23 protein-coding genes are annotated in these 26,333 nt (G+C 51.3%); 10 read left to right on the forward strand and 13 right to left on the reverse strand.

All coding sequences use genetic code 11. The features are described from left to right. Positions 1-73: 73 nt before the first annotated feature. From IC804_RS11930 to IC804_RS11950, 5 genes are read right to left on the reverse strand one after another with little or no spacing between them, the layout of a single operon-like run. Positions 74-580: a (2Fe-2S)-binding protein gene (locus IC804_RS11930; RefSeq protein WP_008881238.1), complete on the reverse strand. Its 507-nt coding sequence runs from the start codon at positions 578-580 to the stop codon at positions 74-76. 21 nt (positions 581-601) lie between these two features. Further along, positions 602-1,438: an FAD binding domain-containing protein gene (locus IC804_RS11935; protein ID WP_008881237.1), complete on the reverse strand. Its 837-nt coding sequence runs from the start codon at positions 1,436-1,438 to the stop codon at positions 602-604. Continuing rightward, positions 1,425-3,752, reverse strand: a complete 2,328-nt coding sequence (locus IC804_RS11940; protein WP_008881236.1) for a xanthine dehydrogenase family protein molybdopterin-binding subunit — start codon at positions 3,750-3,752, stop codon at positions 1,425-1,427. The genes IC804_RS11935 and IC804_RS11940 overlap by 14 nt, the downstream gene beginning before the upstream one ends. Next, the gene (gene pucB / locus IC804_RS11945) at positions 3,739-4,377 is read right to left on the reverse strand and encodes a xanthine dehydrogenase accessory protein PucB (RefSeq protein ID WP_011886741.1); all 639 of its coding nucleotides are present in this window, start codon (positions 4,375-4,377) and stop codon (positions 3,739-3,741) included. Before pucB ends, IC804_RS11940 begins: the two co-directional genes overlap by 14 nt. Next, positions 4,374-5,402, reverse strand: a complete 1,029-nt coding sequence (locus tag IC804_RS11950; protein WP_008881234.1) for an XdhC family protein — start codon at positions 5,400-5,402, stop codon at positions 4,374-4,376. Before IC804_RS11950 ends, pucB begins: the two co-directional genes overlap by 4 nt. A gap of 182 nt (positions 5,403-5,584) precedes the next feature. Here IC804_RS11950 and IC804_RS11955 point away from each other — a divergent pair, with 182 nt between their 5' ends. Beyond that, positions 5,585-5,797 (forward strand): hypothetical protein, encoded by a 213-nt coding sequence (locus IC804_RS11955; RefSeq protein WP_190300606.1) that lies wholly within the window; start codon positions 5,585-5,587, stop codon positions 5,795-5,797. Positions 5,798-6,015: 218 nt separating this feature from the next. Here IC804_RS11955 and IC804_RS11960 read toward each other — a convergent pair whose 3' ends face one another. Beyond that, positions 6,016-6,192: a type II toxin-antitoxin system antitoxin gene (locus tag IC804_RS11960; protein WP_008881233.1), complete on the reverse strand. Its 177-nt coding sequence runs from the start codon at positions 6,190-6,192 to the stop codon at positions 6,016-6,018. Positions 6,193-6,207: 15 nt separating this feature from the next. Further along, the gene (locus IC804_RS11965; protein WP_081157241.1) at positions 6,208-7,053 is read right to left on the reverse strand and encodes an SPFH domain-containing protein; all 846 of its coding nucleotides are present in this window, start codon (positions 7,051-7,053) and stop codon (positions 6,208-6,210) included. Between the two features lie 327 nt (positions 7,054-7,380). On the opposite strand from IC804_RS11965, the gene hutP reads away from it, so the two are divergent. From hutP to IC804_RS11990, 5 genes are all read left to right on the forward strand, one after another. Beyond that, positions 7,381-7,830, forward strand: a complete 450-nt coding sequence (hutP, locus tag IC804_RS11970) for a histidine utilization transcription antiterminator HutP (RefSeq protein ID WP_008881231.1) — start codon at positions 7,381-7,383, stop codon at positions 7,828-7,830. 149 nt (positions 7,831-7,979) lie between these two features. After that, complete coding sequence (gene hutH / locus IC804_RS11975) at positions 7,980-9,494, forward strand: histidine ammonia-lyase (RefSeq protein WP_008881230.1); 1,515 nt, start codon at positions 7,980-7,982, stop codon at positions 9,492-9,494. Between the two features lie 95 nt (positions 9,495-9,589). Continuing rightward, a complete protein-coding gene (locus IC804_RS11980; protein WP_008881229.1) occupies positions 9,590-10,852 on the forward strand; it encodes a glycoside hydrolase family 18 protein in 1,263 nt (420 codons plus the stop codon). A gap of 292 nt (positions 10,853-11,144) precedes the next feature. Then, complete coding sequence (locus IC804_RS11985; protein WP_008881228.1) at positions 11,145-11,831, forward strand: TerC family protein; 687 nt, start codon at positions 11,145-11,147, stop codon at positions 11,829-11,831. A gap of 42 nt (positions 11,832-11,873) precedes the next feature. Beyond that, positions 11,874-12,806 carry a D-2-hydroxyacid dehydrogenase gene (locus IC804_RS11990; protein ID WP_008881227.1) on the forward strand — a complete coding sequence of 311 codons (933 nt, stop codon included), beginning with the start codon at positions 11,874-11,876 and terminating at the stop codon, positions 12,804-12,806. 46 nt (positions 12,807-12,852) lie between these two features. On the opposite strand, the gene IC804_RS11995 is transcribed toward IC804_RS11990, so the two are convergent. The 4 genes from IC804_RS11995 to IC804_RS12010 form a co-directional block, all read right to left on the reverse strand. Then, positions 12,853-13,575, reverse strand: a complete 723-nt coding sequence (locus tag IC804_RS11995; protein WP_008881226.1) for a LutC/YkgG family protein — start codon at positions 13,573-13,575, stop codon at positions 12,853-12,855. Next, positions 13,572-15,002, reverse strand: coding sequence for a LutB/LldF family L-lactate oxidation iron-sulfur protein (locus tag IC804_RS12000; protein WP_008881225.1), 1,431 nt, complete (start codon positions 15,000-15,002; stop codon positions 13,572-13,574). The genes IC804_RS11995 and IC804_RS12000 overlap by 4 nt, the downstream gene beginning before the upstream one ends. 18 nt (positions 15,003-15,020) lie before the next feature. After that, positions 15,021-15,740 (reverse strand): (Fe-S)-binding protein, encoded by a 720-nt coding sequence (locus IC804_RS12005; RefSeq protein WP_008881224.1) that lies wholly within the window; start codon positions 15,738-15,740, stop codon positions 15,021-15,023. A gap of 109 nt (positions 15,741-15,849) precedes the next feature. Next, entirely contained in the window at positions 15,850-16,575 is a 726-nt protein-coding gene (locus tag IC804_RS12010) for a FadR/GntR family transcriptional regulator (RefSeq protein WP_029761484.1), read from the reverse strand. A 307-nt stretch (positions 16,576-16,882) separates the two neighbouring features. On the opposite strand from IC804_RS12010, the gene IC804_RS12015 reads away from it, so the two are divergent. The 3 genes from IC804_RS12015 to IC804_RS12025 all read left to right on the forward strand — a co-directional run bounded on the left by IC804_RS12015 (position 16,883) and on the right by IC804_RS12025 (position 21,439). Beyond that, positions 16,883-18,559: an L-lactate permease gene (locus tag IC804_RS12015; protein WP_008881222.1), complete on the forward strand. Its 1,677-nt coding sequence runs from the start codon at positions 16,883-16,885 to the stop codon at positions 18,557-18,559. A gap of 106 nt (positions 18,560-18,665) precedes the next feature. Then, positions 18,666-20,078 (forward strand): glycolate oxidase subunit GlcD, encoded by a 1,413-nt coding sequence (gene glcD, locus IC804_RS12020; RefSeq protein WP_008881221.1) that lies wholly within the window; start codon positions 18,666-18,668, stop codon positions 20,076-20,078. Further along, positions 20,075-21,439 (forward strand): (Fe-S)-binding protein, encoded by a 1,365-nt coding sequence (locus IC804_RS12025; protein ID WP_008881220.1) that lies wholly within the window; start codon positions 20,075-20,077, stop codon positions 21,437-21,439. Before glcD ends, IC804_RS12025 begins: the two co-directional genes overlap by 4 nt. A 196-nt stretch (positions 21,440-21,635) precedes the next feature. Here IC804_RS12025 and mreBH read toward each other — a convergent pair whose 3' ends face one another. Both mreBH and IC804_RS12035 read right to left on the reverse strand, forming a co-directional pair. Continuing rightward, positions 21,636-22,643, reverse strand: a complete 1,008-nt coding sequence (mreBH, locus tag IC804_RS12030; protein WP_008881219.1) for a rod-share determining protein MreBH — start codon at positions 22,641-22,643, stop codon at positions 21,636-21,638. A 443-nt stretch (positions 22,644-23,086) separates the two neighbouring features. Beyond that, a complete protein-coding gene (locus IC804_RS12035) occupies positions 23,087-23,539 on the reverse strand; it encodes a C40 family peptidase (RefSeq protein ID WP_008881218.1) in 453 nt (150 codons plus the stop codon). Between the two features lie 340 nt (positions 23,540-23,879). Here IC804_RS12035 and IC804_RS12040 point away from each other — a divergent pair, with 340 nt between their 5' ends. Further along, entirely contained in the window at positions 23,880-26,333 is a 2,454-nt protein-coding gene (locus IC804_RS12040) for a putative bifunctional diguanylate cyclase/phosphodiesterase (RefSeq protein ID WP_029761483.1), read from the forward strand.

A 26,333-nucleotide genomic window follows, 5' to 3' on the forward strand; every position in this document is an offset into this window, starting at 1 on the left:
TGAACGTTATATTTTTGTCAATAGGTATTTGGAATGGGATGGAAAAATCATCGCACAAAAAAGGATATCCCTGCTAGACTCGGGATATCCGGTTATGTGAGGGCTGTATGTCCGTTTTTTTGGCTTGAAGCGCTTCTTTCACCGCCGCCTCGATTTCTTGATAGCTCGTGCAGCGACAAATATTTGACTGCAGCCATTCTTGAATCGTTGACTGATCAGCGTTTGGATGCTGCTCGATGAGCGCATGGATGTTCATAATAAAGCCAGGCGTGCAATAGCCGCATTGAAAGGCGAAGTGACGGACAAAGGCGTGCTGAATAGGAGTATCGCGGAGCCCCTCGATTGTGGTAATTTCTTTACCAACAGTCTCAATAGCAAGCATCATGCACGATTTGATTGGTGTGCCGTTGACTAAGACAGTACAGGCACCGCAGTCGCCATTTAAACAGCCGGGTTTGGTCCCGGTCAGTCCGAGCTCGTCCCGCAAGACGAATAGTAGTGTTTCGGCTTGACGGGTGATGACCGTTCGTTGTTCTCCGTTAATGTGCAACACGAGCTCACATTTGGTCGTTTCTTCCATGTCCGTATGTTGACCTCCCGTCTAGATGGTTTCCCCTAACTCGCGAAGTGCGTCTTCAAGTAGCTGAGCGGCAACAAACAGTCGATAGTCTGCTGAGCCTTCAATATCATGCAAAATCGGGCGTGGGAAGGCGTTGACTGCCGCCTGAATCCGTTCTGTCGCGGGGCGTCTTCGGTCATTTAGATGAGCCTCAACTTTAGCCGAACGGAACGGGAACGGACAGACGCCGCTAAAGGCAGCGTGAATGGTTTCGTCTTTTTTTAGCGCCGCAATGGTGACAAGCGGATAGCCGATTTCACCTTGCTTGCGGCGCTTGTGGTGAAAGTGAGGAAGTTCCACAGCGAAGCGGCGCACTTTTATTTGAACGACAAATTCGCCGCGACTTAGCTGCAGATGTTGATGAAACAAGTCATTGATACGGGACTGACGGACGCCGTTTGGGCCAGCGATGACGATGTCTGCCTCAGCGACGAGCAGCGCGAGCGCTGTTTCGCGGTAAAAAATTTGCCCGCATAGGTTGCCGCCGAGCGTAATTTGGTTGCGCGCCGTCCGGTCAGCGACTTCTTTCGCTGCTTTGGTCAACAAAGGAAACGGGTTCGCTTCCACGAGTTCGGTGAGCGACAGCGCCGCCCCGAGCACGAGAGGATCGCTGTCGGCGTCAAGCACACGGCATTCAGGAATGGCTTTCATGTCAATGACGGCGGCGGTAGAAACGAGACCGAGGCGGGATAGGGTGATGATTTCCGTGCCCCCGCCATAATATAGTGGTCGTTTCCCTTTTTGTTCCAGTTCTATAAACATCGCCACCGCTTCAGCGATCGACTGTGGACGATAGTAGGCAAATTCAAAGGGAACCATAGCTGTCTCCTTTCTGTTTCCGCCAAATGAGTTCGGGAACAAGCGGCAGTTCGTTTAGCGGCACACCAGCAGCAAGCGATAAGGCGTTTGCCAAAGCAGCGGGCATGCCGAGCAAGCCATGTTCACCGATGCCGCGCGCACCGTACGGAGCGTCGATTTGTGGGGTCTCGATAAACTCCACGATGTATGTGGGATGTTCTCCGAAGTGGATCGGCCGGTACGTGCGCAGCTGCGGATTTAAGACACGCTGCGCTTCATCAAAAAGAAATCCTTCTCGGCTGGCAAAGCTCAGACCCATGCTCATCGCTCCCATCGCTTGACCGAGTGCCGCTTTCGGGTTGAGCACTTTGCCGGCATCGATGACCGCGTACGCTTTCACAATGCGGTACGTGTAGTCGCGACGGTTGAACTCCACTTCGACCCCTTCAGCGCATACGCCCCACTCCGGTCCCGGTTTTCCGGCGCCGGTTTCCGGGTCAAGCGGAGTCAAGCGGCGTAAAATATAATGGCCGCGCCCGATCACTTGTCCGCCGATGGCGTTGCCGTTCGGAAACTTGTAGCCGTAGGCAATGTCTTTCACTGGAATGAAAATGGCCGGATCATCGCGTAAAAAGACACGTCCGAAGCCAACTTCTAAATCGTCAGGAGTAACCCGCAGTACGCAGGCGGCGATCTCTTTCAGCTGGCGAATGGCATCATCGGCGGCGGCTAAGGCTGCACGCCCGGCCATAAATGTCCCACGGCTAGCGACCGTTTTCCAATGTTCTGGTGTCGTTTGTGTATCGATGTCCATTTTGACATGAACGTCGTCCACATTCATTTTTAGCCGCTCGGCCACGATTTGCGCGAGCACTGTTTTCGTGCCTGTGCCGATTTCGACGACGCCGGAGATGACGTTGACGCTGCCGTCGGAATTGAATGTTAAAATGACGCCGGAGCTTGAGTCCGTGTCGATCGTTGACGTTTTCCAACCACCGCTGATGCCTTTTGCTCGTACGGTATAGGCGTCAAGCTCGATGCGCTGCCATTCATCCCAGCGCATCAACTCCCGTAGTCGATCGAGGCAAGCGGGCATATCCCCTACATTGCTTTTTGTGAGCCGTACTTGTGTCGGGGTCGTATGCCCCGGGCGGATGGCGTTTTTGCGTCGCACGTCCCATGGGTCAAGCTGAAGAACTTTTGCCAATTCGTCGATGGCTCGTTCAACGGCAAACGACTGCTCACAATGGCCGAAACTGCGGAACGGTGTTGCATACGGCCGGTTCGTATAGACACAAAGTGAGTCGCACCAGACATGTTCGACGTGGTATGGGCCAGTACAATCGACAGCTGCGGCACGGCTGACGTCGATCGCTTTGTCGGAGTAAGCACCTCCGTCAAACAAAAAGACAATTTCCATCGCTTTGAAAACACCGTCTTTTGTCGCGCCGATTTTGACCGTTGCTTCTAAGCCGATATGGACAGGCGAGGTGACCATGTCACATTCGCGGTTGTTCCAGACGCTCACTTTCCGGCCGCCGACCGCTTTTGTGGCGAGGTAGGCGAGCAGTTCAAGCTGCACGGGCGCCTTGCCGCCGTAGGCACCGCCGACAAGCGGCGTATGAACGACGATTTTGCCGGCTTCTTCGCCAAAATACGTATGAATGAGCCTCTTGATCATAAATGGTGACTGCGAGGAGGCAGAGATATGGATCGAGCCGTCCGGCCAAATTTCTGCTGTGGCGCAACGCGTTTCCATTGCCACGTGGTCGGACGGGGCGAATGATACACTCGTTTCGATGATGACGTCGCTTTCGGCAAACCCTTGTTTAATGTCGCCTTTGCGGATTTTGGTCCGATGGGCGATGTTTGTCCCTGGCTCAGGGTAGGTCGTCTTATTTCTTTCATAACGGTCGAGCTCTTCGTGAAGCAAGGGAGCGCCTTCTTTCAGTGCTTCGCGCGGCGAGCCGACTGCTGGCAACGGCTCATAAACGACGCGGATGAGGCGGGCCGCCTGTTCGGCCTGCACGAGTGTATCGGCGACCACAACGGCGACAACTTCTCCGTAGTATCGCACTTTATCGGCAGCGATCGGCGGGCGGTCGCGCATGTCTTCGCCTGTGAGCGGCAATCCTTTGCCGGTCAGGACGGCGCGAACGCCGGGAGCGGCAAGCGCTTCGTGCGTTTCGATGGAGATGATGCGCGCATGAGCGTACGGACTGGTGACGAGCTTGGCATGAAGCATTCCTTGTTCTTTGAAATCGTTCGTATATTTCGCTCGGCCGGTCACCTTATCCCATGCTTCTTTGCGGATGATGCTTTTACCGACGGCCACGAGAATGTCCCTCCTTTACTTCTCGATAGATGACAGCACGCTCATAGTCCTCTTTTGTGTCGATGTCCATGCCGATTGACTCGTCGCCTTCGTATAAGAGACCGCGCCAATGGGGCTCACAAAACAGCCTGCGCCCGCCAGCATCTCCCCTAAGTGCCAATAAGGCAGGAAACATCTGTTTTCCCCAGATGACTGGAGGCATGGGGGTGCCGAAGCGGGAAAAGGCGGCGTAATCAGGATGGTGCTGGCGATAAAAACGGGCAAGAGCATCGATCGTTTCTGTCGTGACAAACGGCTGATCCGCCAATAATACTGCGGCAGCGTCCGCCCCTACAACAATCGTCTCTTGTAAGCCGCAGGCAAGCGAGTGTGCCTGCCCCCGGTGGCAGGCGGCGCAACGGACAAGACGGCATTTGTCGTGGTTTAGCAGCGCGTCAGGAAGCCAAACGAGCGCATCGGTTGGTGGAACGACAACGATGATAGGTGAGAGGCAGGAATGAAGCGCTGCCTTGAGACCGGCCGTCCCAAGCGTCCCATCCCCCCAAGGCAAGGCGCGTTTATCCGTTCCCATCCGCCGACTCTGCCCAGCGGCCAAGTAAATGCCTGCAATCGTGAGTTCACTCATCGTGCAGTCTCCATCGGCCCTCCGCGCAGCACGTTAATTAGTTCGGCGGTGATGCTTATAGCAATTTCATGCGGGCTGCGCGCTCCAATTGGCAGTCCAATTGGTGAACGGACAAACGGCGGGGCCGTTCCAGAAGGAAAGAGTCGGTCTGTGCGCCGCCGCGGTCCAAGCACGCCGAGGTAGGCGAGCGGTATGTCGGCTAACCATCTCATAAGTTCCCGGTCGCGCTCAAACTGGTGAGTCATAATAACGACAAAGTCGCGCTCGGTAAGGTGAAGTTTCGGAATGGTTTCATGCGGAAAGCCGACGACCCAAGCGTCCGCGTCCGGCACGTGCGACGGTTGACAAAACGCCGGGCGCCAGTCGCTGACCGTGACGGAAAACCCAGCGGCTTTAGCTGCCGAGACGAGTGGCGGAGCGTCGGGACCGGCGCCGAAAATCGTAAGACGCGGTTTTGGCCAAAAATGCTGAATGAAAAACGTGTCCTCTTCCGTTTCATACACACCGTTCCGGCCACGGAAAAACGGTGTGCCATGCAACTCTTTCAGCCATTCCGGCCTCGGCGGCGAAGAATAGCCGCCGAAGCGCTCCCCCGTTTCGCTTTGGAAAAACGGCTGCTCCCTCGGATCGGTAATGCTTCGAGCCATAAACACATGTTCACCGCGGTCAAGGCAGCGTTTCAATGCCAGCCAATCAGGTTTGGTGTTGCTTGTCACCGGTTCAAGCCAAATGCGGACAAGGCCGTTGCAACCAGCCCCTTGTCCCCAAGACCAATCATCTTCGGCGCGCAAGTCAAACGATATGGACGTCGCCTGACGGTTTGACAGCACGTCGAGGGCGTGCGCGGCCACCGCTTCCTCAAAGCAGCCTCCGCTTAATAAGCCAGTTGTCTTTCCATCCGCTTCGATCCACATCCATGTGCCTTCCTTTTGATAGGCTGAACCTTCGACGTCAATAATGATGGCGAATACACCATCGCCCGGCGCAGCGGCCATGGCATCGAGCACGGCATAGTAGCTTTCCATGCTTATCCTCCTTCCGCGTTGCACCAAAGGCGGCTAAGCTGATGAAAGTAAAGCGTGACGATCAATAAACGTTCGTAATGGTAGCTGTCTTTGGCACAAGCGTTTCACTCCGAGTGCGGATGAGCAGGCGCGTTAACTGTTCAAGGTTGTTGTTTGCCCACCATTGGTTTTCTCCTTTCGAGATGAGCCGGACTGCAGTTGGCGAGATTGGGGCCATTGCCCTTAATGACAACGATGTGATTGCTTTTTGCCGTGATGAAGCCGCAGCCGTTCGAGCAAATGTCGCAAAGTGGAATCCACCTATTTGTTGCTCTCGTCTTGCACATATCTGTTTATGTCTTTGTGTGGTATCTCCATATGAAGGAGAAATGATCGGCGGTGATGATCGTTTGTAACGGCTAGTGCGATGGATAGCTGGCGGAACAGTACGGCAAAAATGGGGAGGTGCGGCCGTAGTTGCGGCGTAGACGGGAAGATGTGACAGCAATACGTTTGTTTCAGCGCGAAATGGCGGCATCGGTTCGTCCCTCCCTTTCAAAAAAGGCTCTGCTATCATTATATTTATGTAAAAAATGACCATGACTGAAAAACAAAAGAAGCCAGCCGGCGTTGGCTAGCTTCTTTGTTGATCCGTTTTCTTTTTCCCGAGCCGTCCTGCTCGCTTTGCTGCTTCCCGCAGCAAAAACTCGATATGACTGTTGACACTACGAAACTCGTCTTGCGCCCATTGCTCCAACACAGCATATAAATCATGGTCAATGCGTAAAGGAAATTGTTTTTTCTTTGTCATCGCACTCCACAACCGTTAATATAGGCTGCCCGTGTTGATCACCGGCTGGGTGGCGCGTTCGGAGACGATCGCCACCATTAAGTTATTCACCATCGCTGCCTTTCGTTCATCATCTAACTCTAAAATGTTTTCTTTGTCAAGCTGTTCAATCGCCATTTGCGCCATGGAGACGGCTCCCTGGACGATTTTTTTCCTCGCTGCCAAAATGGCAGCTGCTTGCTGGCGTTGGAGCATAGCGCCCGCAATTTCTGGGGAGTAGGCTAAGTGGGTGAGGCGTGCTTCAACCACTTCGACCCCAGCAACGCGCAGACGTTCTTGCAGTTCCGCAGCAAGCACATCAGAAATGACATCCGCGTTGCCGCGCAACGTGACTTCGTTATCGTCCTCAAACGTATCGTACGGATATTTCGTGGCGACATGGCGGATGGCCGCTTCGCTTTGAATTTCGACGAACTGTTCATAATCGTCCACATCAAACACTGCTTTGGCTGAGTCAATGACGCGGAAGACAACGACGGCGGCGATTTCGATCGGATTGCCTTGGATGTCGTTGACTTTCAGTTTGCTGCTGGTGAAGTTGCGCACGCGCAGCGACACGTTTTTCCGGACTGTGAGCGGTACGGTGAGAAACAACCCGCTGTCGCGAATTGTGCCAAAATAGCGGCCGAAAAAGGTGAGCACTTTCGCTTGATTGGGATGGACGATTGTGATGCCGGTGGCGAGCAAAACAGCAATGATGAAAAACAAAATGGCGGGCAAAAACAGCTCTTGAACGAGGAAGAAAAACCCGACAATGAGAAGCAAAACGATGCCACCGATGCCGATAAAACCATTGATATACCATGATTTCTGTTCCCTCATGATTGTCCCCCTCAACTCATATTAATTTGATATTTTAATGATATCACATATTCAATAAAATGTAAATTATGTGTTGTTGTGGATTTTTACCAAAACGATGTTTGACTGTTTCAATTAAACGTTCTTCTTCATCTGTAAGGAAAAATCAATCGAGCGTTGGCATACTCCTAATCTCTAGAAAATAGTCTCACTTGTGACGCACATGTTATGTTGATGGACCTTTATTATGATAATAAGTTAATGTGTTAAAATTTGGAAAAAGCGTTGACTCGGTTTTCCTTGCCGTCATACAATAGAAAAAAAGAGGAAATTAGGGGCAGCAACCAAATGGGGAAAGAAAAATCGGTGCGCATTGGTCGTCAGGCGCTTTTGCTGGCGATGCTTGACGAAGGAGAGGAAGGAGCAATTCTCGACGAGCTTCGGGCGAGCAACTGGCGCTATTGCCAAGGACGCGTTGGGGCGATGGAGCCGCAAAAAATCGTCGCAGCGATCGAAACGGCGGCGAAACGTCATGAAGTGGTTGACGGCAGTTTATACCGCGACATGCATGCTTTGTATCATGCCATTTTAGAGGCGGTGCACGGCGTGACGAGGGGGCAGGTTGAGTTAGGAGATTTGTTGAGAACGGCTGGCCTTCGTTTCGCTGTTGTGCGAGGAACACCGTATGAACAGCCAAAAGAAGGGGAATGGATCGCCGTCGCATTGTACGGGACGATCGGCGCTCCGGTGCGCGGGCTTGAGCACGAAGCGGTCGGGCTCGGAATCAATCATATATAGGATTGCAGGAAAGGGAGACGTGCGGCGGCTCGGACAATGAGATAGAGTAGGATCAGCCTAGAGCGATGAGTCATGAGGAGGCGAATACTGCCTGAAACGGCGGGGCGCCTCCTTTTTGTTTTTTGATATGAACGAAGGGAGATGGGTTCATGATTGTGTTGACTGGGCATTCATTAACGATTGCCGAGGCAAGACGCGTCATTTATGATAGAGAACCGGTGGCAGCTGCTTTGGAGAGCATGGAAGCGGTTCGGAAAAGTCGAGCAGCTGTGGAACAGGCGATTGCGAGCGGCAGGACGATTTATGGCGTGAATACCGGCTTTGGCAAACTTGCCGATGTGCGCATTGATGGAAGTGATCTTGAGCAGTTGCAAATCAATCTTCTCCGATCGCACGCTTGCGCAGTTGGTGAGCCGTTTGCCGAGGAAGTGGTGCGGGCGATGCTTCTTTTACGGGCGAATGCTTTATTAAAGGGATATTCCGGCATAAGGCCGGTGGTGATTGAGCGGCTGCTCGCGTTTCTTAATTCCGGTATCCATCCGATTGTTCCGCAGCAAGGTTCCCTCGGCGCCAGCGGCGATTTAGCGCCGCTTGCCCATTTGGCGTTGGCGCTTGTCGGTGAAGGGGAGGTGATGTACCAAGGGCAGCGGATGCCTGCCATCCAAGCGCTTTCGCAAGCGGGAATTCCTCCGCTCTCTCTGAAAGAGAAGGAGGGGTTGGCGCTTATTAACGGTACGCAGGCGATGACAGCTATGGGGGTGATCGCTTATCTTGAGGCGGAACAGCTTGCTTACGACAGCGAGTGGATCGCCGCGTTAACAATCGAGGCGCTTTATGGCGTGATCGATGCGTTTGATGCCCGCATCCACGAAGCCCGTGGATTTTTAGAGCAGGCGGAGGTGGCCGAGCGGCTGCGTCGCTATCTAGATGGCAGTCAGCTTATCACAAGGCAAGGAGAGCGGCGCGTGCAAGATGCGTACTCGATCCGTTGCATTCCGCAAGTGCATGGAGCATCGCTCAGAGCGCTTCGCTATGTAAAGGAAACACTTGAAATCGAAATGAACGCTGCTACGGACAATCCGCTTATTTTTGCGGACGGAGCCGTGCTCTCGGGCGGCAATTTTCACGGCCAACCTGTTGCGATCGCCATGGATTTGTTAAAAATCGCGGTGGCGGAACTGGCCAATATGAGCGAGCGGCGTATTGAGCGGCTTGTCAATCCGCAGCTTAGCGAAGGCTTGCCGCCGTTTTTAAGCCCAGAGCCAGGCCTACAGTCGGGGGCGATGATCATGCAGTACGTTGCCGCTTCGCTCGTATCAGAAAACAAGACGCTGGCCCATCCAGCAAGCGTTGATTCCATCCCGTCATCGGCCAACCAAGAAGACCATGTCAGCATGGGAACGACTGCTGCCCGTCATGCGTATCTGATCGTGCAGAATGTGAGAAAAGTATTGGCCATCGAGCTCATTTGCGCTTTACAGGCGGTAGAGGAGCGCGGCATTGATCAGCTGGCACCGTCAACAAGTCAGCTTTACCATCAGGCGCGCCGCATTGTTCCTTCCATTGTGGCGGATCGCGTGTTTTCCCGTGATATTGAAGCGGTGGATGCTTGGTTGAAGCAGCAGGCGATAAGAGACCGTTTGGCCGGCGGAGCGAGCGTGTAAAACAAGTCATAGGACAACATACGTCCTCCGGTTTGGAGCATATAGTAATATCGTCAGCCATTTTTCGCATCTAGTCATAATGGAGGCGATACAAAATGTTTACTCATACAGTCCAGCCGGGGGATACGCTGTTTTCCATCGGCCGCCGGTACGGTTATTCATTGGAAGATCTTCGTCTTGTCAACGGGATGGTGGAACCGAACATCGTCCCTGGCCAGGCGTTGCTCATCCCACTTTACACCTATACGGTGCAACCAGGGGACACGCTGACAGCCATTGCCCGGCGGTCGTTTGTCACGCTTGAACAATTGCGTGCGGCCAATCCTAATGTCAATCCAAATGCCCTGCGCCCAGGAATGAAAATCGTCATTCCCGATATCTCATGGTATCAGGCGACGACGTTCGGCTACTACGTCGTTCGCGAACCGAGTGCCGACAGGGCGATTATTCGTGATTTTGCTCCGTATTCATCGTATATCACCCTTTTTGAATATCACTTTGCCCCAAGCGGCGATATAGTGAATGAATTGAATGATGCGGCTGCTGTTGAGGAAGCATGGCGAAACCGGGTGACGCCGCTTGTTGCCATCACGAATTTAACGCCGGAGGGGTTCAGCCCAACGCTTGTCAGCCAAGTGTTGAACAATCGAGAGGCTAGGGCGAACCTCGTTGAAAACATTTTTTATTTAGTGTCGCGAAAAGGATATGGTGGGGTCAATATTGATTTTGAGCAAATTCGTGGCGAAGACCGCGATTTGTTCACTGGTTTTCTGCGCCAGCTGCGCGATCGGCTCAAGCCGGCTGGATACGTCGTAACGATCGCTGTTCCAGCGAAAACAAGCGAAGACATTCCATGGCTAAAGGGGTACGATTATGGCGGCATTGGCACGGTTGTTGATTATATGTTTATTATGGCATACGATTGGCACCATTCGGCAAGCGAGCCTGGCCCGGTGGCACCGATTGGTGGGGTGAGGGCGACGTTGCAGTTTGCTGTTGAGCGTGTCCCCCGCCAAAAAATTTTGCTAGGGCTCCCGCTGTACGGATATGACTGGATCATCCCGTATCAGCCTGGAATGCTCGCTACAGCGCGTTCCAACCAGGAAGCACTGCTTACGGCCATGCGCTATCAATCCCCTATTCAGTATTCATTGGCGGATGAATCCCCATTTTTCCGGTATACCGATGCACTCGGAAACGTTCACGAAGTATGGTTTGAAGATGTTCGAAGCATGGGACAGAAAATGAAGTTGGCTCGGCAATTTCAACTTGCCGGCGTTGGAGCATGGCAGCTCACACTTGGATTTGCCCCAGGGCCGTGGCTGCTGCGTAAGTTTTTTACGGTTCGAAAAGTTTGATTTGATGGTCTAGCACCGCCAAGCCAGTGAAAATGATAGAAGGCTGGCAGTGCATATATCTTTGTCACTTTGAATCAACTTTTCTCGCTTTCTTGGCAAACAGCTACCCCTGGAGCTGTTGCCATTTTTTTGAGGATGTATCGGCCAAGCCATCCTATTCCTCGAAGTTGGTGAACCGAAAAAAGCTGCAATGTCTTGCCCCCGCTCGTAGCATGGCATATTGTACGGTTGTCCCTTTCACCGATTTGCGGTAAGATGAAAAAGAAAGAAAGGGGAAAGGGTGGACAGACCATTGACAATTTCTGCCGCGGCATTATTGGCGTTATGGAAGATTATTGCGATTGATATTATTTTGTCGGGGGATAATGCGGTCGTCATTGCAATGGCGACGCGCCGGCTGCCGAAAGACCAACGGAACAAGGCGATCATTTGGGGAACGGCAGGGGCGGTGTTGCTGCGCATTTTGTTTGCGGCCATCATTGTCTTTTTGCTCAACATCCCATTCGTTCACTTCATTGGCGGGGTGCTGCTCGTATGGATTGCCTATAAAGTGCTCGTGGAGCGGGAAGAGGAGGCGAATGTCCAAGCGTCAGATCGATTGTTGAAAGCAATCATGACCATTATTATCGCCGATGCGGTGATGAGCCTAGACAATGTTGTCGCTGTCGCTGGGGCGGCTGAAGGGCACATTGGCATGCTCGCGCTCGGGGTAGCTATCAGCATCCCCATTATGATTTTTGGTTCTAAAGCGATCGTCCGGGTGATGGAAAAACACCGGTGGATTGCTTACGTTGGGTCAGGCATTTTGGCATGGACGGCCGGAAAGATGATGGTGGAGGATGAAGGAGTGCTTCACCTTCTCCATCTTTCGCACGGTCCGTTCGTTTATGCTGTTGCGGCCGGCGTGACGATTTTTGTTTTGGCTGCCGGTTACATTGCGAATAAAAAGGCAGAGCGTGAAGAGGGGACGCTCATTTAAGCAAACATGTTTTCTTCGTAGCGCAAGAGGTGGTGGGAAGCGATGGACATCCGACGCATTCTCGTGACAGGACGGCTTTATGATGAACTCGCTGCCCTTCTTCCGGACAAGCGGCCGGATAAGGAGTATCGTTTTGTGGCCGAGGAGGAGCTGAAAGCAGATGATTTTGTCTGGGCGGATGCGTACATTGGCTTTCAGCCGGCCGGGCCGTTTTCGCTGGCCAATTTACGTTGGGTGCATTCACTCGGCGCCGGGGTCGATGCGTTTTTATGGGGGCGCGAGTGGAATCGAAACGTCCTGTTGACAAGGACAATCGGCACGTTTGGGGAGCAGATCGCGGAATATTGCCTCAGCTACTTGCTGCGTGATGCTCAATGCCATGACGTTTATGCGTGGTATCAAGAGCAGCGGCAATGGAAGCCGATCGCACCGAAGCGGCTCGGTGAACAGCGGATCGTCATTTACGGGACGGGAGAAATCGGCCGGCGCATTGCCGAAACGCTGCGGCTGTTTGGCGTTTCTCCCATTGGTATCTCGCAAAGCGGGAAAGCGTCAGCGCCGTTCTCTGCCGTTTATCGTCCTGAGGAGGCCGAGGAAGCGCTGGCGGTGGCGGATTGGGTGATCGCCGCGCTTCCGCTAACAGCGGAAACACATCACCTCTTTGACGAAACGTTTTTTTCCCGTCTCCACAATGCGGGCTTTATCAATGTCGGGCGTGGGGCGACGGTCGATGAAACGGCGCTTGTCGGCGCGTTGGAGAACCGAAATATCCGTCTCGCTGTGCTCGATGTGTTCGAAGAAGAGCCGCTGCCACCGCATTCGCCGCTATGGGAGCATCCGAACGTCCTCATCACGCCTCATATCGCGGCGCTTACATCGACCGAAGATGCTGTCCGCAGCATTTTAGACACGCTTCGTTGCATCGAAGCGGGTACACCGCTTAACAATGTGGTCGATGTCAGCCGACAATATTGAAGGAAAGAACGGTGCCCGATTCAAAAGGGGCACCGTTTCGTTTTGGTCAACGGTCGGTGACGACGATATACGCCGCTTTCATTGGCCCGTGGACGCCAACGACCAAGTTCATTTCAATGTCGGCTGAATTGCTCGGGCCGGTGATGAAGTTGATGCATGATGGAACGACGGCGCCTTTTTCGATTTGCTCGTGAATGTAGGCTGCAGCTTGCGTCATGCGCGGCACGACAGAGCTTTTTGGAACGATGGCGATATACGTCTTTGGCAAAAAGTGAATGGTCCGTCCTTGCTCATTACGGGAAAACAACACGACCGTCCCCGATTCGGCGAGGGTGATTTCGCTAAAAGCGATGCCGACGTTTGCCTGTTCAGCCGCATCAATATTTTGGCGCCCAAGCGACGAATTCCAAACGTGAACGGCGGTTTGTTCGGCTGGCCATTCGTCGTGAAGCAAGGCGGATAGCCCGTACTCGGCAAAGCGCGGGTCATCGGGAACGATGACTGGACCGCCACCATAGGCCGCCACTTGTTGTTTGAGTGCACCGGCCAGTTCGCTGCTTGTCGTCTCGATATAATCCGTATGAATCAGTTTGCACTGTTCACGGAGTGCTGACAATAAGTCGTCCTGGCTATAGCCGGCGAACACTGTCCATTGCGGCGCATAATCCCATTGTGGTTGGGAGACGCCGGACAGGCGCGGGCTTCTCCCAAGGCGTTTGGCGATATTTTGTAAAAACGCGTCACGGTTTTGAATCGTACCACGCGTCATGATGGATTTCCTCCTTTTTGACGATTGCGGAACCAGTCACGGAATCGTTCGTTGTTCGGTGCGGGAAACACGCGGCTTTCCGTCCATGCTTTCAGCGGGCCGGGGCCTTTCGTGATACGCCCGTCTTCAGCAAACGGGGCGAAGGCGCTTGGCGCCAATTTCGTGCCGAAACGGTACAATGACGGTGAAGCGGTTCCGAGGCGAAACGCCTTCATTGCCAATTTTTCTGCGACCGGCGCTTTTCCTTCCCTCTCGACGATGATTTGGCGATGTTTGATCAACAGTTCATGAAGTGGAATTTTCACCGGGCACACTTCCGTACAGGCGGCGCAAAGGGAGGACGCGTATGGAAGCTCTTTGTAGTCGTCATACCCCCCTAAAAGTGGTGACAAGACCGCGCCGATCGGGCCGGAGTAAATCGAGCCGTATGAATGGCCACCAATATGGCGGTATACTGGACAGACGTTGACACAGGCGGCGCAACGGATGCATTGCAGCACCGGCTGAAACTCCGTACCTAAGATCGATGAGCGTCCGTTGTCAACGATGACAAGATGGAACTCTTCAGGTCCGTCGGCGTCGCCTTGCTCGCGTGGACCGGTGAGGACAGTGATGTAGCTTGTCAATTTTTGCCCGACGGCGCTGCGCGTCAACATGCTGACGAGTACTTCCATTTCCTTGAATGTCGGAACGATCCGCTCCATTCCCATCACTGTGATTTGTGTTTTGGGCAAAGACGTCACCAAATCAGCGTTGCCTTCGTTTGTGACGAGCGTGATCGAGCCCGATTCGGCGATGGCGAAGTTGCAGCCGGTGATGCCGATGTCAGCGGTTAAATAGTCGCGCCGCAGCGTTTCACGAGCATGACGCGCAAGTTCAACTGGATCGGACGACTTATTGTAGCCGAGCTTGCGGTGGAAGACGTCACGAATTTGCTCTTTGTTTTTATGAAGCGCCGGGCCGACGATATGTGACGGTGGGTCATGGTCGTCAATTTGTAAAATGTACTCACCGAGATCTGTTTCGACGACGTCACAGCCGATGGCTTCAAGCACCGGGTTTAAGTTGATTTCTTCGGTCACCATCGATTTTGATTTGACAATTTTTTTCGCTTGTTTTTCCAAAGCGATGCGTCGGATGTAATCGTTCGCCTCTTCGGCTGTCTGGGCGAAAAAGACATGCCCGCCCCGTTTGGCAACGTTTTCACTGAGCTGCATTAAATAATAGTCCAAGTTTTCGAGAGTATGCTTTCGAATTTGTTCAGCGAGCGAGCGCCACTCCTCCCAATGGCCGAGTTCTTCGATGACGCCAAGCCGCCGCACATAGCCGCGGTCTTGCATGCCAGCGACTGCCCCGCGCATAAAGTCATTTTGTAAATTTTCTTCGACCCGTTTCCAAAACGGCCCGTTTTCGATTTTCATTGGCATCTTCGTTCCCCCCCTTTTTTAGTTGCGATGATTTAATACTTCGGCGATATGCATGACGCGAATCGGTTTGCCGACCCGTCCGATGCGTCCCCCGATGTTCATTAAACAGCCGCAGTCGGCGCCGATTAAGTAGTCGGCCTTCACTTCTTCGATATGCTCGATTTTTTCATCAACCATTTGTTCAGAAATCGGACCCATTTTAACGGAAAAGGTGCCGCCGAATCCACAGCATTGATGAGCGTTAGGCAGCGGAACAAGTTCAAGTCCTTTGACATGTTCTAACAGGCGGAGTGGGGCTTCTTTTTCGCCAAGGAGCCGCGTCATATGACAAGACGTATGGTATGTCGCCCGCCCAGGAAGTGAGGCACCGACATCTTCAACTCTCAACACGTTGACGAGAAATTGCGTCAGCTCGTATGTTTTCGCCGCTAGGCGCTTTGCTTCCTCTTCCCATTCCGGATCACCACGGAAGATGTGTGGATATTCTTTTAACATTGCTGCACACGAACCGGACGGGGTGACGACGTAGTCCGCATCGGCGAACGCACGCATCATTTGTTTCATCGCTTCTTTTGCATCTTTGATATAGCCGCTGTTATACGCCGGCTGCCCACAGCACGTTTGCGCCTCCGGAAAGTCAATCTCACAACCGAGCCGTTCAAGCAGTTCGACGGTCGCCTTGCCGACATTCGTATAAAAAAGATCAATGAGGCATGTGACGAATAACGATACTTTCACTTACTCTCCCTCCTATTTTATCTAGCAGAGTGAACAGGTCATCTGATGACTATATGTCTATTATAAATGATTTTTTCAGATTTGTAGTTCTTTTTTGTAAAAAATGCACTCAGTTTGACTGCTGAGTGCGAATGTAGCGATACAACACGTTTTCGACATTAGTCAAATGCTCAAGCATGCGCGTCCGAGCTTCGTCTGGATTTTGTTCGCGAATGGCTTCGAAAATGGCTTGGTGTTCAGCAAGTAGCTTTTCGGTCGTCGTTTGTTTCGAAAACAGCCAAATGCGGCGCGTTTCTCGCATCGTTTCGACGATCATGCCCGATACGCTGTTCATGATGCTTGTGAGCATCGGATTTTGTGACGCGGCCGCAATGGCCATATGGAATGCGAAATCTGCTTTCTCGCCAAGCTCATCGCTGCCAATCCCTTCTTTCATTTGCCGAAGGGCTTCCATCATCGCTTTAAGATCACGGTCTGTCCGCTTCGTAGCAGCGAGCGAGGCGGCGCCTGCCTCAAGAAGCTTGCGTACTTCAAGCAAATGCCAAATATCTTCCTTGTTCATTAAGACGGCAATCGATAACGGAAACGTCATCATTGTCGGATCGAACTCACGTACGTACGTTCCTTCTCCTTGTTTGAGTTCGATTAGCCCCATCGCTTTCAAAGCAGTGAGTGCCTCGCGAATGGCGGCCCGTCCGACTTGAAACTGTTCGGCCAGCTGTTGGACGGAATCGAGTTTATCGCCAGGCTTTAGCACGCCGTTTTTAATCATGTCGAAAATAGCTTCGGCCACTTCTTCATAAATTTTTTTTGTTTTAATCTGCTTAAACATCAATGGATCCACCTCAATACGATAAAGTAGATTCCCGATTGTAGGGAAGACATATTCTGCACTGTCTATTATGATATAGCATCATGGTAAGAGACAAGCGCTATTTGTTGCTAGCAGAAGAGCACAACGAATAGAAAGTTCAAAAAATTTAAAAACAACTATTGTCTTTTAAAGAAAACGCTTTTATAATTTGAGACAGACGACGTTTCTTATCTGGTCATCTGATGACTGGAAGAGTGAAATAAAAAGATGAGAGGCCGATCATTGATAAACGTCGTTAAGCCAGTCGCAAAGGGGAGGGGAAAACCGCATGCAGTGGAAGCAAGATTTTACACCGATTGCTGACCAGTTATGGTTGTCGGCCATTGTCGCACTCATTCCGATTTTGTATTTCTTTTGGGCGTTGGCTGTCAAACGGATGAAAGGGCATGTTGCAGGGCTGACGACGTTGCTGCTTGCAGTTGTTCTGGCTGTAATCGCTTACAGAATGCCGGCTGGAAAGGCAGTCATGTCGGTGACGCAAGGCGCGGTGTACGGATTGTTGCCGATCGGTTGGATCATCATTACGTCTGTCTTTTTATATAAGCTGACAGTGAAAACCGGCCATTTTGACATTATTCGTAACTCCGTCGTTTCGCTTACCGAAGACCGACGACTGCAGGCGTTGCTCATCGCTTTTTCGTTTGGAGCATTTTTGGAAGGGGCAGCCGGGTTTGGTGCACCGGTAGCGATTTCGGCAGCACTTCTTGCCGGGTTAGGGTTTAATCCGCTTTACGCTGCGGGCATCTGTTTGATTGCCAATACGGCACCGGTCGCGTTCGGGGCGGTCGGGATTCCGATCATCTCGATGGAAGGGCCGACCGGCGTGCCGGCGATGGAAATTTCGAAAATGGTTGGGCGACAGCTCCCGTTTTTATCGGTGTTCATTCCGTTCTACCTTGTACTGATTATGGCGGGATGGAAAAGAACCATTGAGGTGTTGCCAGCGATTATCGTTTCTGGTGTTTCGTTTGCGTTGACGCAATACTTATCGTCAAACTTTTTAGGGCCGGAGCTGCCGGACATTTTGTCTTCGCTCGTTTCGATCGTCGCGTTGGCTGTTTTTTTGAAATATTGGAAGCCGCGAAGCACATTCCGCTTTGCGACGGAATCGGAGGTAGCGGTCGCCGGCCAAGTGGCTCGTGCGACGCACAGCAGCGGAGAGGTGTTCCGGGCGTGGTCGCCGTTTCTCGTGCTGACGGCGTTGATCTCGCTTTGGGGCATTCCGCAAGTGAAGGCGGCTCTTACCGGTCATTATGAAGGGACAAACAGCTTGCTGAAGTTTGTCAACATCATCGGCTCGCATTTGACATTTGCGCCGCCGGTACCGGGCTTGAACAACCAAATTTTAGATGCGAATGGCCAACCAATTGCCGCTGTGTATAAGCTGGAGTTGCTCGGTGCAGCGGGAACGGCTATTTTGCTGGCGGCGGTTGTGACGAAGTTTATTGTTAACATTTCGTGGAAAGACTGGGCGCAAACGTTTGTGGAAACGCTGAGTGAGCTGAAATATCCGATTGTCACCATCGCTTCGGTCGTTGGCTTTGCCTATATTGCCAACTCATCGGGCATGAGTACGACACTTGGGATGGCGCTGGCGAAAACAGGTCCGCTCTTTCCTTTCTTCTCACCATTTTTAGGTTGGCTAGGCGTGTTTATTACCGGTTCCGATACGTCGTCGAACTTATTGTTCGGCAACTTGCAAAAAGTGACGGCGACATCGATTGGCATGGAACCCGTACTGGCGTTGGCAGCCAACTCGTCCGGCGGGGTCGTCGGGAAAATGATTTCGCCGCAGTCGATCGCTGTTGCCTGTGCAGCCGTTGGCTTGACTGGCAAAGAATCCGACTTATTCCGCTTCACAGTCAAACATAGCTTATTCTTAATCATCTTGATTGGCATTATTGTTTACTTGCAATCGACGGTATTGTCATGGATGATTCCATAACGGTAACGGAGGGGGACGAGGCTTGGCGAAGGTGGGCAAGAGGCGCCAAGCCCGGCCCCTTTTCCGCTGTCCATGAGCATCAACCACTTTGGAAGAGGTGAGACAGTTGATTCCAAACGAAGCGAAAAAACGGTTGATTCAAATTGTCGGAGCGGAAAATTACGATGATACGAAGGCTGGGCGGCTCGTTTATTCCTACGATGCGACGCCACAGTTCCAATCGCTTCCCGATGCAGTTGTTGCACCCCGAAATACACAAGAGGTGGCGGAAATTGCGAAAATTTGCAATGAATATCGAATTCCGATCGTACCGCGTGGATCGGGAACGAACCTTTGTGCGGGTACATGTCCAGTTGAAGGCGGTATCGTCCTGCTGTTTAAACATATGAACCGCATTTTAGAAATTGATGAAGAAAACTTGACGGCGACTGTTCAACCAGGGGTGATCACGCTCGACCTCATGAGAGCCGTTGAGGAAAAAGGGTTGTTTTATCCACCAGATCCCGGGTCGATGAAAATCTCGACGATCGGCGGCAACATTAGTGAAAATTCCGGCGGCTTGCGAGGTCTCAAATATGGAGTGACACGCGATTATGTACTCGGATTAGAAGTCGTCTTGGCAAATGGCGATGTCATCCGCACGGGCGGCAAGCTGGCAAAAGATGTGGCTGGCTATGACTTAACTCGTCTGCTTGTCGGAGCGGAAGGGACGCTTGGCATTGTTACCGAAGCAACGTTGAAACTGATCCCCATGCCAGAGACGAAACAGACGATGCTTGCTCTTTACCAAGATTTAGAGGCAGCTGCCCGTTCTGTATCGAAAATCATTGCCAATCAAATCATCCCCGCAACGCTTGAGTTTTTAGACCAACCGACGTTGGAAGTTGTTGAGGACTACGCTCGCATCGGTTTGCCGACCGATGTGAAAGCCGTTTTGCTCATTGAACAGGATGGGCCAAAAGAAGTCGTGGAACGCGATATGAAAAAGATGGCTGATATTTGCCGCTCAGAGCAAGCTGTGTCTGTTGAACTTGCCCGCTCAGAGGAAGAGGCTGAGGCGCTGCGGACAGCGAGACGAGCGGCGTTATCGGCACTGGCTCGCTTGAAACCGACGACGATTTTAGAAGATGCGACCGTGCCACGTTCGGAAATTGCAAAAATGGTGAAAGCCATCAATGAGATCGCAGCGAAATATCAACTCAAAATTTGTACGTTCGGACATGCTGGCGATGGCAACTTGCATCCAACCTGTCCGACCGATGCCCGCAACCGCGAGGAAATGGAGCGGGTAGAAAAAGCGTTTGAAGAAATTTTCGCCAAAGCGATTGAATTAGGAGGAACGATCACTGGTGAACACGGTGTCGGAGCGATGAAAGCACCGTATCTGGAATGGAAGCTTGGACCGGCTGGCATTGCTGCCATGAAAGCGATCAAACAGGCGCTCGACCCGAACAACATTATGAATCCAGGCAAAGTGTTCGCTAAAAGCACGAGAAAACGGGTGGTGGTGACACGATGACAACGAAGACAGAACAAGCGCACATTCAAAAAGCGTTTCAAGAACGGATGGATGAGGATGAATTAATGAACTGCATGCGCTGTGGTTTTTGTTTGCCGTCGTGTCCAACATACATTGAATCCGGACAGCAAGAAACCCAGTCGCCGCGCGGCCGGATCGCCTTAATGAAAGCAGTTGTGGATGGGCTGATCGAGCCGGATGAGGAAGTCGAGCGGTCGCTTAGCTTATGTTTAGGCTGCCGGGCATGTGAACAAGTTTGTCCGTCTGGCGTCCGCTATGGCCATTTGCTTGAAGAGGCGCGCAATATTATCGCGCAGCACAAGCGAATGCCGCTTCACGTCCGTCTTGTGCGCAAGCTTGTATTTGCCGGGCTGTTTCCATATCAAGAGCGAATGCGAAAGGCGACCGCATTTCTCGGTTGGTATCAGCGTTCCGGCTTGCGGGCAATTGTCCGCAAAACTGGTCTGCTTCGCCTGTTGCCGGCATCGTTCCGGCAAATGGAGCGCGTGCTGCCGGACGTGCCGACGGCAAAAGAGATGAAAAATCGGCCACATCGCCTGAATCCGGATGAGCCAGCAAAAAAACGAGTCGCTTTTTTCACCGGCTGTTTGATGGATACGATGTTTATGACAACAAACGATGCGACGATGCGTCTATTGCAGCTCGCCGGCTGTGAAGTCATCATTCCGCCATCTCAAGGTTGCTGTGGAGCGTTGCACGGTCATGGGGGGGAAAAAGAGATGGCGAAAGAGTTAGCGAAACGAAATATTGCTGCTTTTGAACAGTTGGACGTCGACTATATTGTGACGAACGCAGGCGGTTGTGGTGCGTTTTTGCTTGAATACGATCACTTGCTGAAGGACGATCCAGAATGGTGCGATCGGGCGGCGGCGTTTGCCGCGAAGATCAAAGATGTCTCTGAAGTGCTTGTCGAACTCGAGTTTCATCAACTGCCGCTTCGCGTTGCGCCGCAAACGATCACCTACCAAGATTCGTGCCATTTGCGAAACGTGATGAAAACAGCATCAGCTCCGCGCCGCCTGCTGCGAGCGATTGAAGGGGCTGAGTTTCGTGAAATGAAAGATGCCGATCGCTGCTGTGGTTCGGCCGGCATTTACAATCTCGTTGAGCCAGAAATGTCGATGCAAATTTTAGATTATAAAATGGAAATGGCGAAACAAACGAAAGCCACGACGATCGTCACCGCGAATCCAGGGTGTTTGCTGCAAATGAAGCTTGGCATCGAGCGAGCCGGGTTGACAGAAAGCGTCCGTGCGGTCCATATTGTGGATTTGTTGCTTGAGGCGGCTGAAGGAGCACAAGCAGTAAGAGAGGAAGAACGCATCCGGCAAACGTCGTAATGCGAGGTCGGTGTAAACCTTTCCGTGTGGATCGGCGGCTCCAACGCGACGAAAGCACGAAGGCAACTGTTCATTCATATGAAAATGAAAACCCCCGCGTCCATGGCGGGGGTTTTCATGATGAATGGTAAAGTATCCATCCGTACAAGTGGTCGACCATTTGTTTTTTGTCGATGGCTAGAGGGAGCCTAGCTCGTTACAGCGCTGTGCTGAGCCGTTTCGGTATCGCCTGCAACGCTTTTCCGGTGCCGATGGCGACCGCCTCAGCTGGGTTTGGCGCCACATGCACCGGCACGTGCAGTGTAGCACTTAGCCATTGCTCAATGCCGTGAAGCAAGGCTCCTCCTCCAGTGAGAACAATGCCGCGGTCGATAATATCGCCGCTTAGTTCGGCCGGGCACTCTTCAAGGACAGAACGAATGGCTTCGGCAATTTGCAGAAGCGATTCTTTGATGGCCTGTTGTACTTCAGCCGGATCAAGGGAAACGGCTTTAAGAAATCCAGTAACAAAATCACGGCCGTGAATGGTCATCGGTTGCGTCAAGCTAGTTCCCGGAGCACTGCCAATTTCGATTTTCACTTGTTCAGCTGTTTGTTCGCCAATTAACAAATTGTAGCGTTGGCGAACATATTGCATAATGTCTTCGTCAAGCTGGTTGCCGCCGATACGAAGCGACTGACAAGCAACAACGCCGCCAAACGAGATAATCGCAGCTTCCGTTTTGCCGGCTCCTAAATGTACGATGACGTTGGCGACAGGTTCGCCCACCGGCAAATCAGCTCCAATAGCCGCTGCGACTGGCTCTTCGATGAAATGAATATGCTTCGCTCCACAATGTTTGGCGATTTCATAAAAAGAGCGGCGTTCGACGGAGGTGGCGTGAAACGGAACGCTCATAACGATGCTCGGTTTTTTGAAGGAGAGGCCGAGCTGTCTGCTGGATTGTTTGAAGACTTGTTGCAACAACGCTTTTGCTTGGTCAAAATCAGCGATAACGCCATTTCGCAGTGGATAGGTGACCTCGACATGAGCCGGAGCTTTGCCGATCATTTGCTTTGCTTTTTGGCCGATCGCCATCAGCTTGTCCGCTTGACGGTTATAGGCGATCGCTGCCGGTTCGTCAAAAAGAAGCCCCTTCGTTTGACTAAACAGCCGGACATTCATTGTCCCTAAATCGATGCCCAGCTCTGAGGAAGCGAACAATGAAAACACCTGCCTTTATCAAAAATCGATGAACGGACAACAAATCATCATCTATAAACATTCGACATATGTCGTTGATTTATGACGGTTATGTTAGATGCATACAAGAGAATTGCTTATGTGGCATATTTATGATTCTTCGAAAAGCATCGTTGCGGGCACATGCAAGGTTCGTGAATTAGCCGGTCTCTGTTTTTGGATGAATTCACTTCACTTATCAGACGATAGGGAAAGGAATGCAAAAAAATTTTTATTTTCATGTATAAAAAACGAAAAGGGAGGAAATGAATAATAGCGTAACGTTTTCCAAGTATTCCCCCGATCCCCTATGAATATATATTGGGCTCTCCGATTGTGGAGAGCCGCTTTTTTTGGCCATAATAAAACTCCCTGCCTATTAGGCGAGCCTAATAGGACAGAGAGCTCTTCGTTCACTGAAACCATTACAACCGTTTAGCTCCGACATATTTCGTTTTCCAGTAGGAGCTGTTTAAATTATCAATTTTAACACCGCGCGAAACGGCATGGATGACTCGGTTGTTTCCAATGTAAATCGCAACATGGGAAACGCCTTTTGTTCGTTTCGAAGTGTTAAAGAACACTAAATCTCCCGGTTTTAAATTCGACTTATGTACATACTTACCTTTTTTATACATTTCTTTGGAAGAACGGGGCAAAGTAACGCCCACTTTTTTATGTGTGTAATAAACAAACCCGGAGCAATCGAATCCTTTTGGTGTTGTGCCGCCATACCGATAAGGAGTGCCGATGAGCTTTTTGGCTTCAGCGATCAGGCGTGTTTTATTAGCTGCTGCACTGGTGTCAGAAACGTTTACAAACAAGGAGGAAAATAGGACAATCATAGACAGAGACAAAAGAGTAAGCCATTTTTTCATTTTCCCTAAACCCCCGACAAGATCTCTTTCGATTCGACATCATTTGACTATAGTATAACAGAGGAAAACAGTCTTGTTTTTTACAGTTGAATTAAATAATGTTACAATGAGATTACAAACATAAGACCTAGTAATAATGGTTTATGTTAATCTTTTTTCTGTGTTCTTTTCGAGATATGGTGCTTATATATCCATATTTTTTTGGTTCTATAGTCCTATGGTAAGCTTGAGTGTATGTCGGAAGTTGTCGAACGAATAGGAACGGCGGAGGGAAGCGAGTTGGGAGAACTAACTTTATAATGAAAGAAGCGCGTCGAAAAATCTATGACGGTGATGATTGATGTCGAATAAATTCGAATATCTTGTATACATATTAGGAGTTCTCTTGACAGCTAGTGCTGTTTATATGTATGCCCATCGGATGGCAAAGCAGCACGGGGCATTGTCACCATGGAGCGCAGCACCGAAGCTGACTGCCGCCTTCTTTATATGTTCACTCTTTCTTTTAGGCGGCGGAATAGCCTGGATTGATGAAGCGGAGAACCGCGAATATGGTGAATACAAGGAAAGCGCGAAGCAAATCGCCGGCATGATTGCCAGTGATTTGGCCGCCAGGGGACATGAGCAGCTTGATGAAAACGCGGATCGTCTGCCTGTGTATCATTCGATCCTAGCTGCACTTGGACGATGGCAGCAACACGGCCTCGTGCGTAGTGTATATACGTTAAAAAAGAACGAGCACGGCGAGTTGTATGTTGTTGTGGCTCCAGCGGTCGATGGCAGCCGGAGCGGCCGCATCGACGGAAAACATGAGCAGGCTGTTCCGCCCGGGACGATTTACCGTCATGCTTTTGCAGAAATAGAGGAAGCGTTTCGCGGCCGATTTGCAATGGAAAAGCATCCGAGGGCGGACGGATCCGGGAAAAGCATCAGCACATTTATGCCGATTCATGGGCTTGACGGGACAGTAAACGCAGTCGTCGGCATCGATTATGATGCGAAGGTATATGAGCGGCGCTTGAAAAAAGAGCGGCAAAAGGCAGCAGCAATCATGATGATGATTTATTTCATTGCCGTCTCCATTTATTTGTTGGTGCTGCATCGACAAATAGGACGGAAGGTGTTGGCCGCCCATAAAAAAACGCTAGCGGCGAACGAGCAGCGATTGCGGCAGTTGGCAGAAATGACGATGGAAGGAGTCATCGTGTGTGCCTCCGGGAAAATTGTCGAGGTCAACGAAGCGGCATGCCGTCTGCTTGGTTATAGGGAAAGCGAACTCGTTCACTTGCCAATCAATGATGTAGTTGTCGACGGATCAATGAGGCCGAGTTGTTCGAACAACGGGGTGGAGCGATTTGAAATCGAGCTGCGCCGAAAAGATGGAGCGGTGTTTCCGGCGGAAATCGTTCAGCATTGCTACGATGATGAAGGGCAAAAAGTAACGGTCGTCGCCGTCCGCGATTTAACGGCGCAAAAACAAAACGAAGAGCCTATGCACGATATCGTCAGCCATGACGAATTGACCGGGCTGGCGAACAAAGAGGCGATGTATAAGGTAGTGGAGCGCCGTCTTGCTGATGCAAAAAGATTTCATCGAGAAGCAGCAGTTATGCTTTTAGAGGTGACTAGCATTAAGACGATTAACGATTTTTACGGCTATGCCGTTGGAGATGAAGTGTTGCTCCATTTGGCACGTCGTTGGAGTGAGCAAGAAGGAATAACGGTCGGACGTTGGAGCGGGAATGAATTTATCGCTGTGCTGCCAGATAGCTCAAATGAAAAAGCAGAGGAAGCTGCAAAACGGTTGATTGAAGTTGCAGACGAACCGATTGCTGTTAACGGCCTTGAATTATATGTGACTGTAAACGTTGGCATCAGCGTCTATCCAAAGGATGGAGAGGAGACAAAAACGTTAATCCGCAAGGCAGATATTGCTCGCTATGAGGCGAGGGAAAAAGTGGTGAGTGATTTTCTCTTTTTCAACGAACCGATGGCTGACCGGCTGCATGAAAAGATGGCCATGGAACGTGATTTACGGCGTGCGCTTGAAAGGGAAGAGTTCGAGCTGTACTACCAGCCGCAGATTCGGCTTTATGATCGACAAGTCATTGGTATGGAAGCGCTTATTCGTTGGCGCCACCCGGAAAAAGGATTCATTCCGCCATCCCTATTTATTCCAATCGCTGAACAAACAGGAATGATTATTCGAATCAACGAATGGGTGATTCGCACCGCCTGCCAGCAAACGAAACAGCTGATCGATCAGTTTCCCCATTTGTCTGTCTCTGTCAATTTGTCGCCGTACGAATTTGAAAGCCGACGGTTTGTCGATAAGCTCGCCCGCCTGCTCGCTGACACCGGGCTGCCGCCGCACCATTTAGATCTTGAAATTACAGAGCGAATGACGATGGATACAGAGCATGCATTCGATATTTTGTCGAAACTGAAGTCGCTCGGCGTGACGATCAGCATGGACGATTTCGGCACCGGTTACAGCTCGCTCAGCTACTTGACTGATTTGCCGATCGATCGGCTGAAAATTGACCGTTCATTTGTCCAGCATATTCAAGGAAAAAAAGATGTCATCTTGCCGTCCATTATCCGCCTCGGGCATAATATAGGTGTAAAAGTATTAGCCGAAGGAGTAGAAACAGAGACCGAAGCGGCCTATTTACAAGGAAAACGGTGTGATGAAGCGCAAGGATATTACTTTTCCCCGCCGCTTCCGTATGGCGAATTTGTTCGTTTTTTAACTGAACAGCATGCGAGGCGGCAGGCACAGGAGCTGACGTAA

Origin of the sequence: Geobacillus sp. 47C-IIb (assembly GCF_014679705.1) — a bacterium.
In the GTDB taxonomy this organism is placed as follows: domain Bacteria; phylum Bacillota; class Bacilli; order Bacillales; family Anoxybacillaceae; genus Geobacillus; species Geobacillus thermodenitrificans.

Excerpts from the sequence above, each read along its gene's own strand:
- IC804_RS11930 (WP_008881238.1), bottom strand. The coding sequence starts at position 580 with ATGGAAGAAACGACCAAATGTGAGCTCGTGTTGCACATTAACGGAGAA.
- IC804_RS11935 (WP_008881237.1), bottom strand. The coding sequence starts at position 1,438 with ATGGTTCCCTTTGAATTTGCCTACTATCGTCCACAGTCGATCGCTGAA.
- pucB (WP_011886741.1), bottom strand. The coding sequence starts at position 4,377 with ATGAGTGAACTCACGATTGCAGGCATTTACTTGGCCGCTGGGCAGAGT.
- IC804_RS11950 (WP_008881234.1), bottom strand. The coding sequence starts at position 5,402 with ATGGAAAGCTACTATGCCGTGCTCGATGCCATGGCCGCTGCGCCGGGC.
- IC804_RS11955 (WP_190300606.1), top strand. The coding sequence starts at position 5,585 with ATGAGCCGGACTGCAGTTGGCGAGATTGGGGCCATTGCCCTTAATGAC.
- IC804_RS11960 (WP_008881233.1), bottom strand. The coding sequence starts at position 6,192 with ATGACAAAGAAAAAACAATTTCCTTTACGCATTGACCATGATTTATAT.
- IC804_RS11965 (WP_081157241.1), bottom strand. The coding sequence starts at position 7,053 with ATGAGGGAACAGAAATCATGGTATATCAATGGTTTTATCGGCATCGGT.
- hutP (WP_008881231.1), top strand. The coding sequence starts at position 7,381 with ATGGGGAAAGAAAAATCGGTGCGCATTGGTCGTCAGGCGCTTTTGCTG.
- hutH (WP_008881230.1), top strand. The coding sequence starts at position 7,980 with ATGATTGTGTTGACTGGGCATTCATTAACGATTGCCGAGGCAAGACGC.
- IC804_RS11980 (WP_008881229.1), top strand. The coding sequence starts at position 9,590 with ATGTTTACTCATACAGTCCAGCCGGGGGATACGCTGTTTTCCATCGGC.
- IC804_RS11990 (WP_008881227.1), top strand. The coding sequence starts at position 11,874 with ATGGACATCCGACGCATTCTCGTGACAGGACGGCTTTATGATGAACTC.
- IC804_RS11995 (WP_008881226.1), bottom strand. The coding sequence starts at position 13,575 with ATGACGCGTGGTACGATTCAAAACCGTGACGCGTTTTTACAAAATATC.
- IC804_RS12000 (WP_008881225.1), bottom strand. The coding sequence starts at position 15,002 with ATGCCAATGAAAATCGAAAACGGGCCGTTTTGGAAACGGGTCGAAGAA.
- IC804_RS12015 (WP_008881222.1), top strand. The coding sequence starts at position 16,883 with ATGCAGTGGAAGCAAGATTTTACACCGATTGCTGACCAGTTATGGTTG.
- IC804_RS12025 (WP_008881220.1), top strand. The coding sequence starts at position 20,075 with ATGACAACGAAGACAGAACAAGCGCACATTCAAAAAGCGTTTCAAGAA.
- IC804_RS12035 (WP_008881218.1), bottom strand. The coding sequence starts at position 23,539 with ATGAAAAAATGGCTTACTCTTTTGTCTCTGTCTATGATTGTCCTATTT.
- IC804_RS12040 (WP_029761483.1), top strand. The coding sequence starts at position 23,880 with ATGTCGAATAAATTCGAATATCTTGTATACATATTAGGAGTTCTCTTG.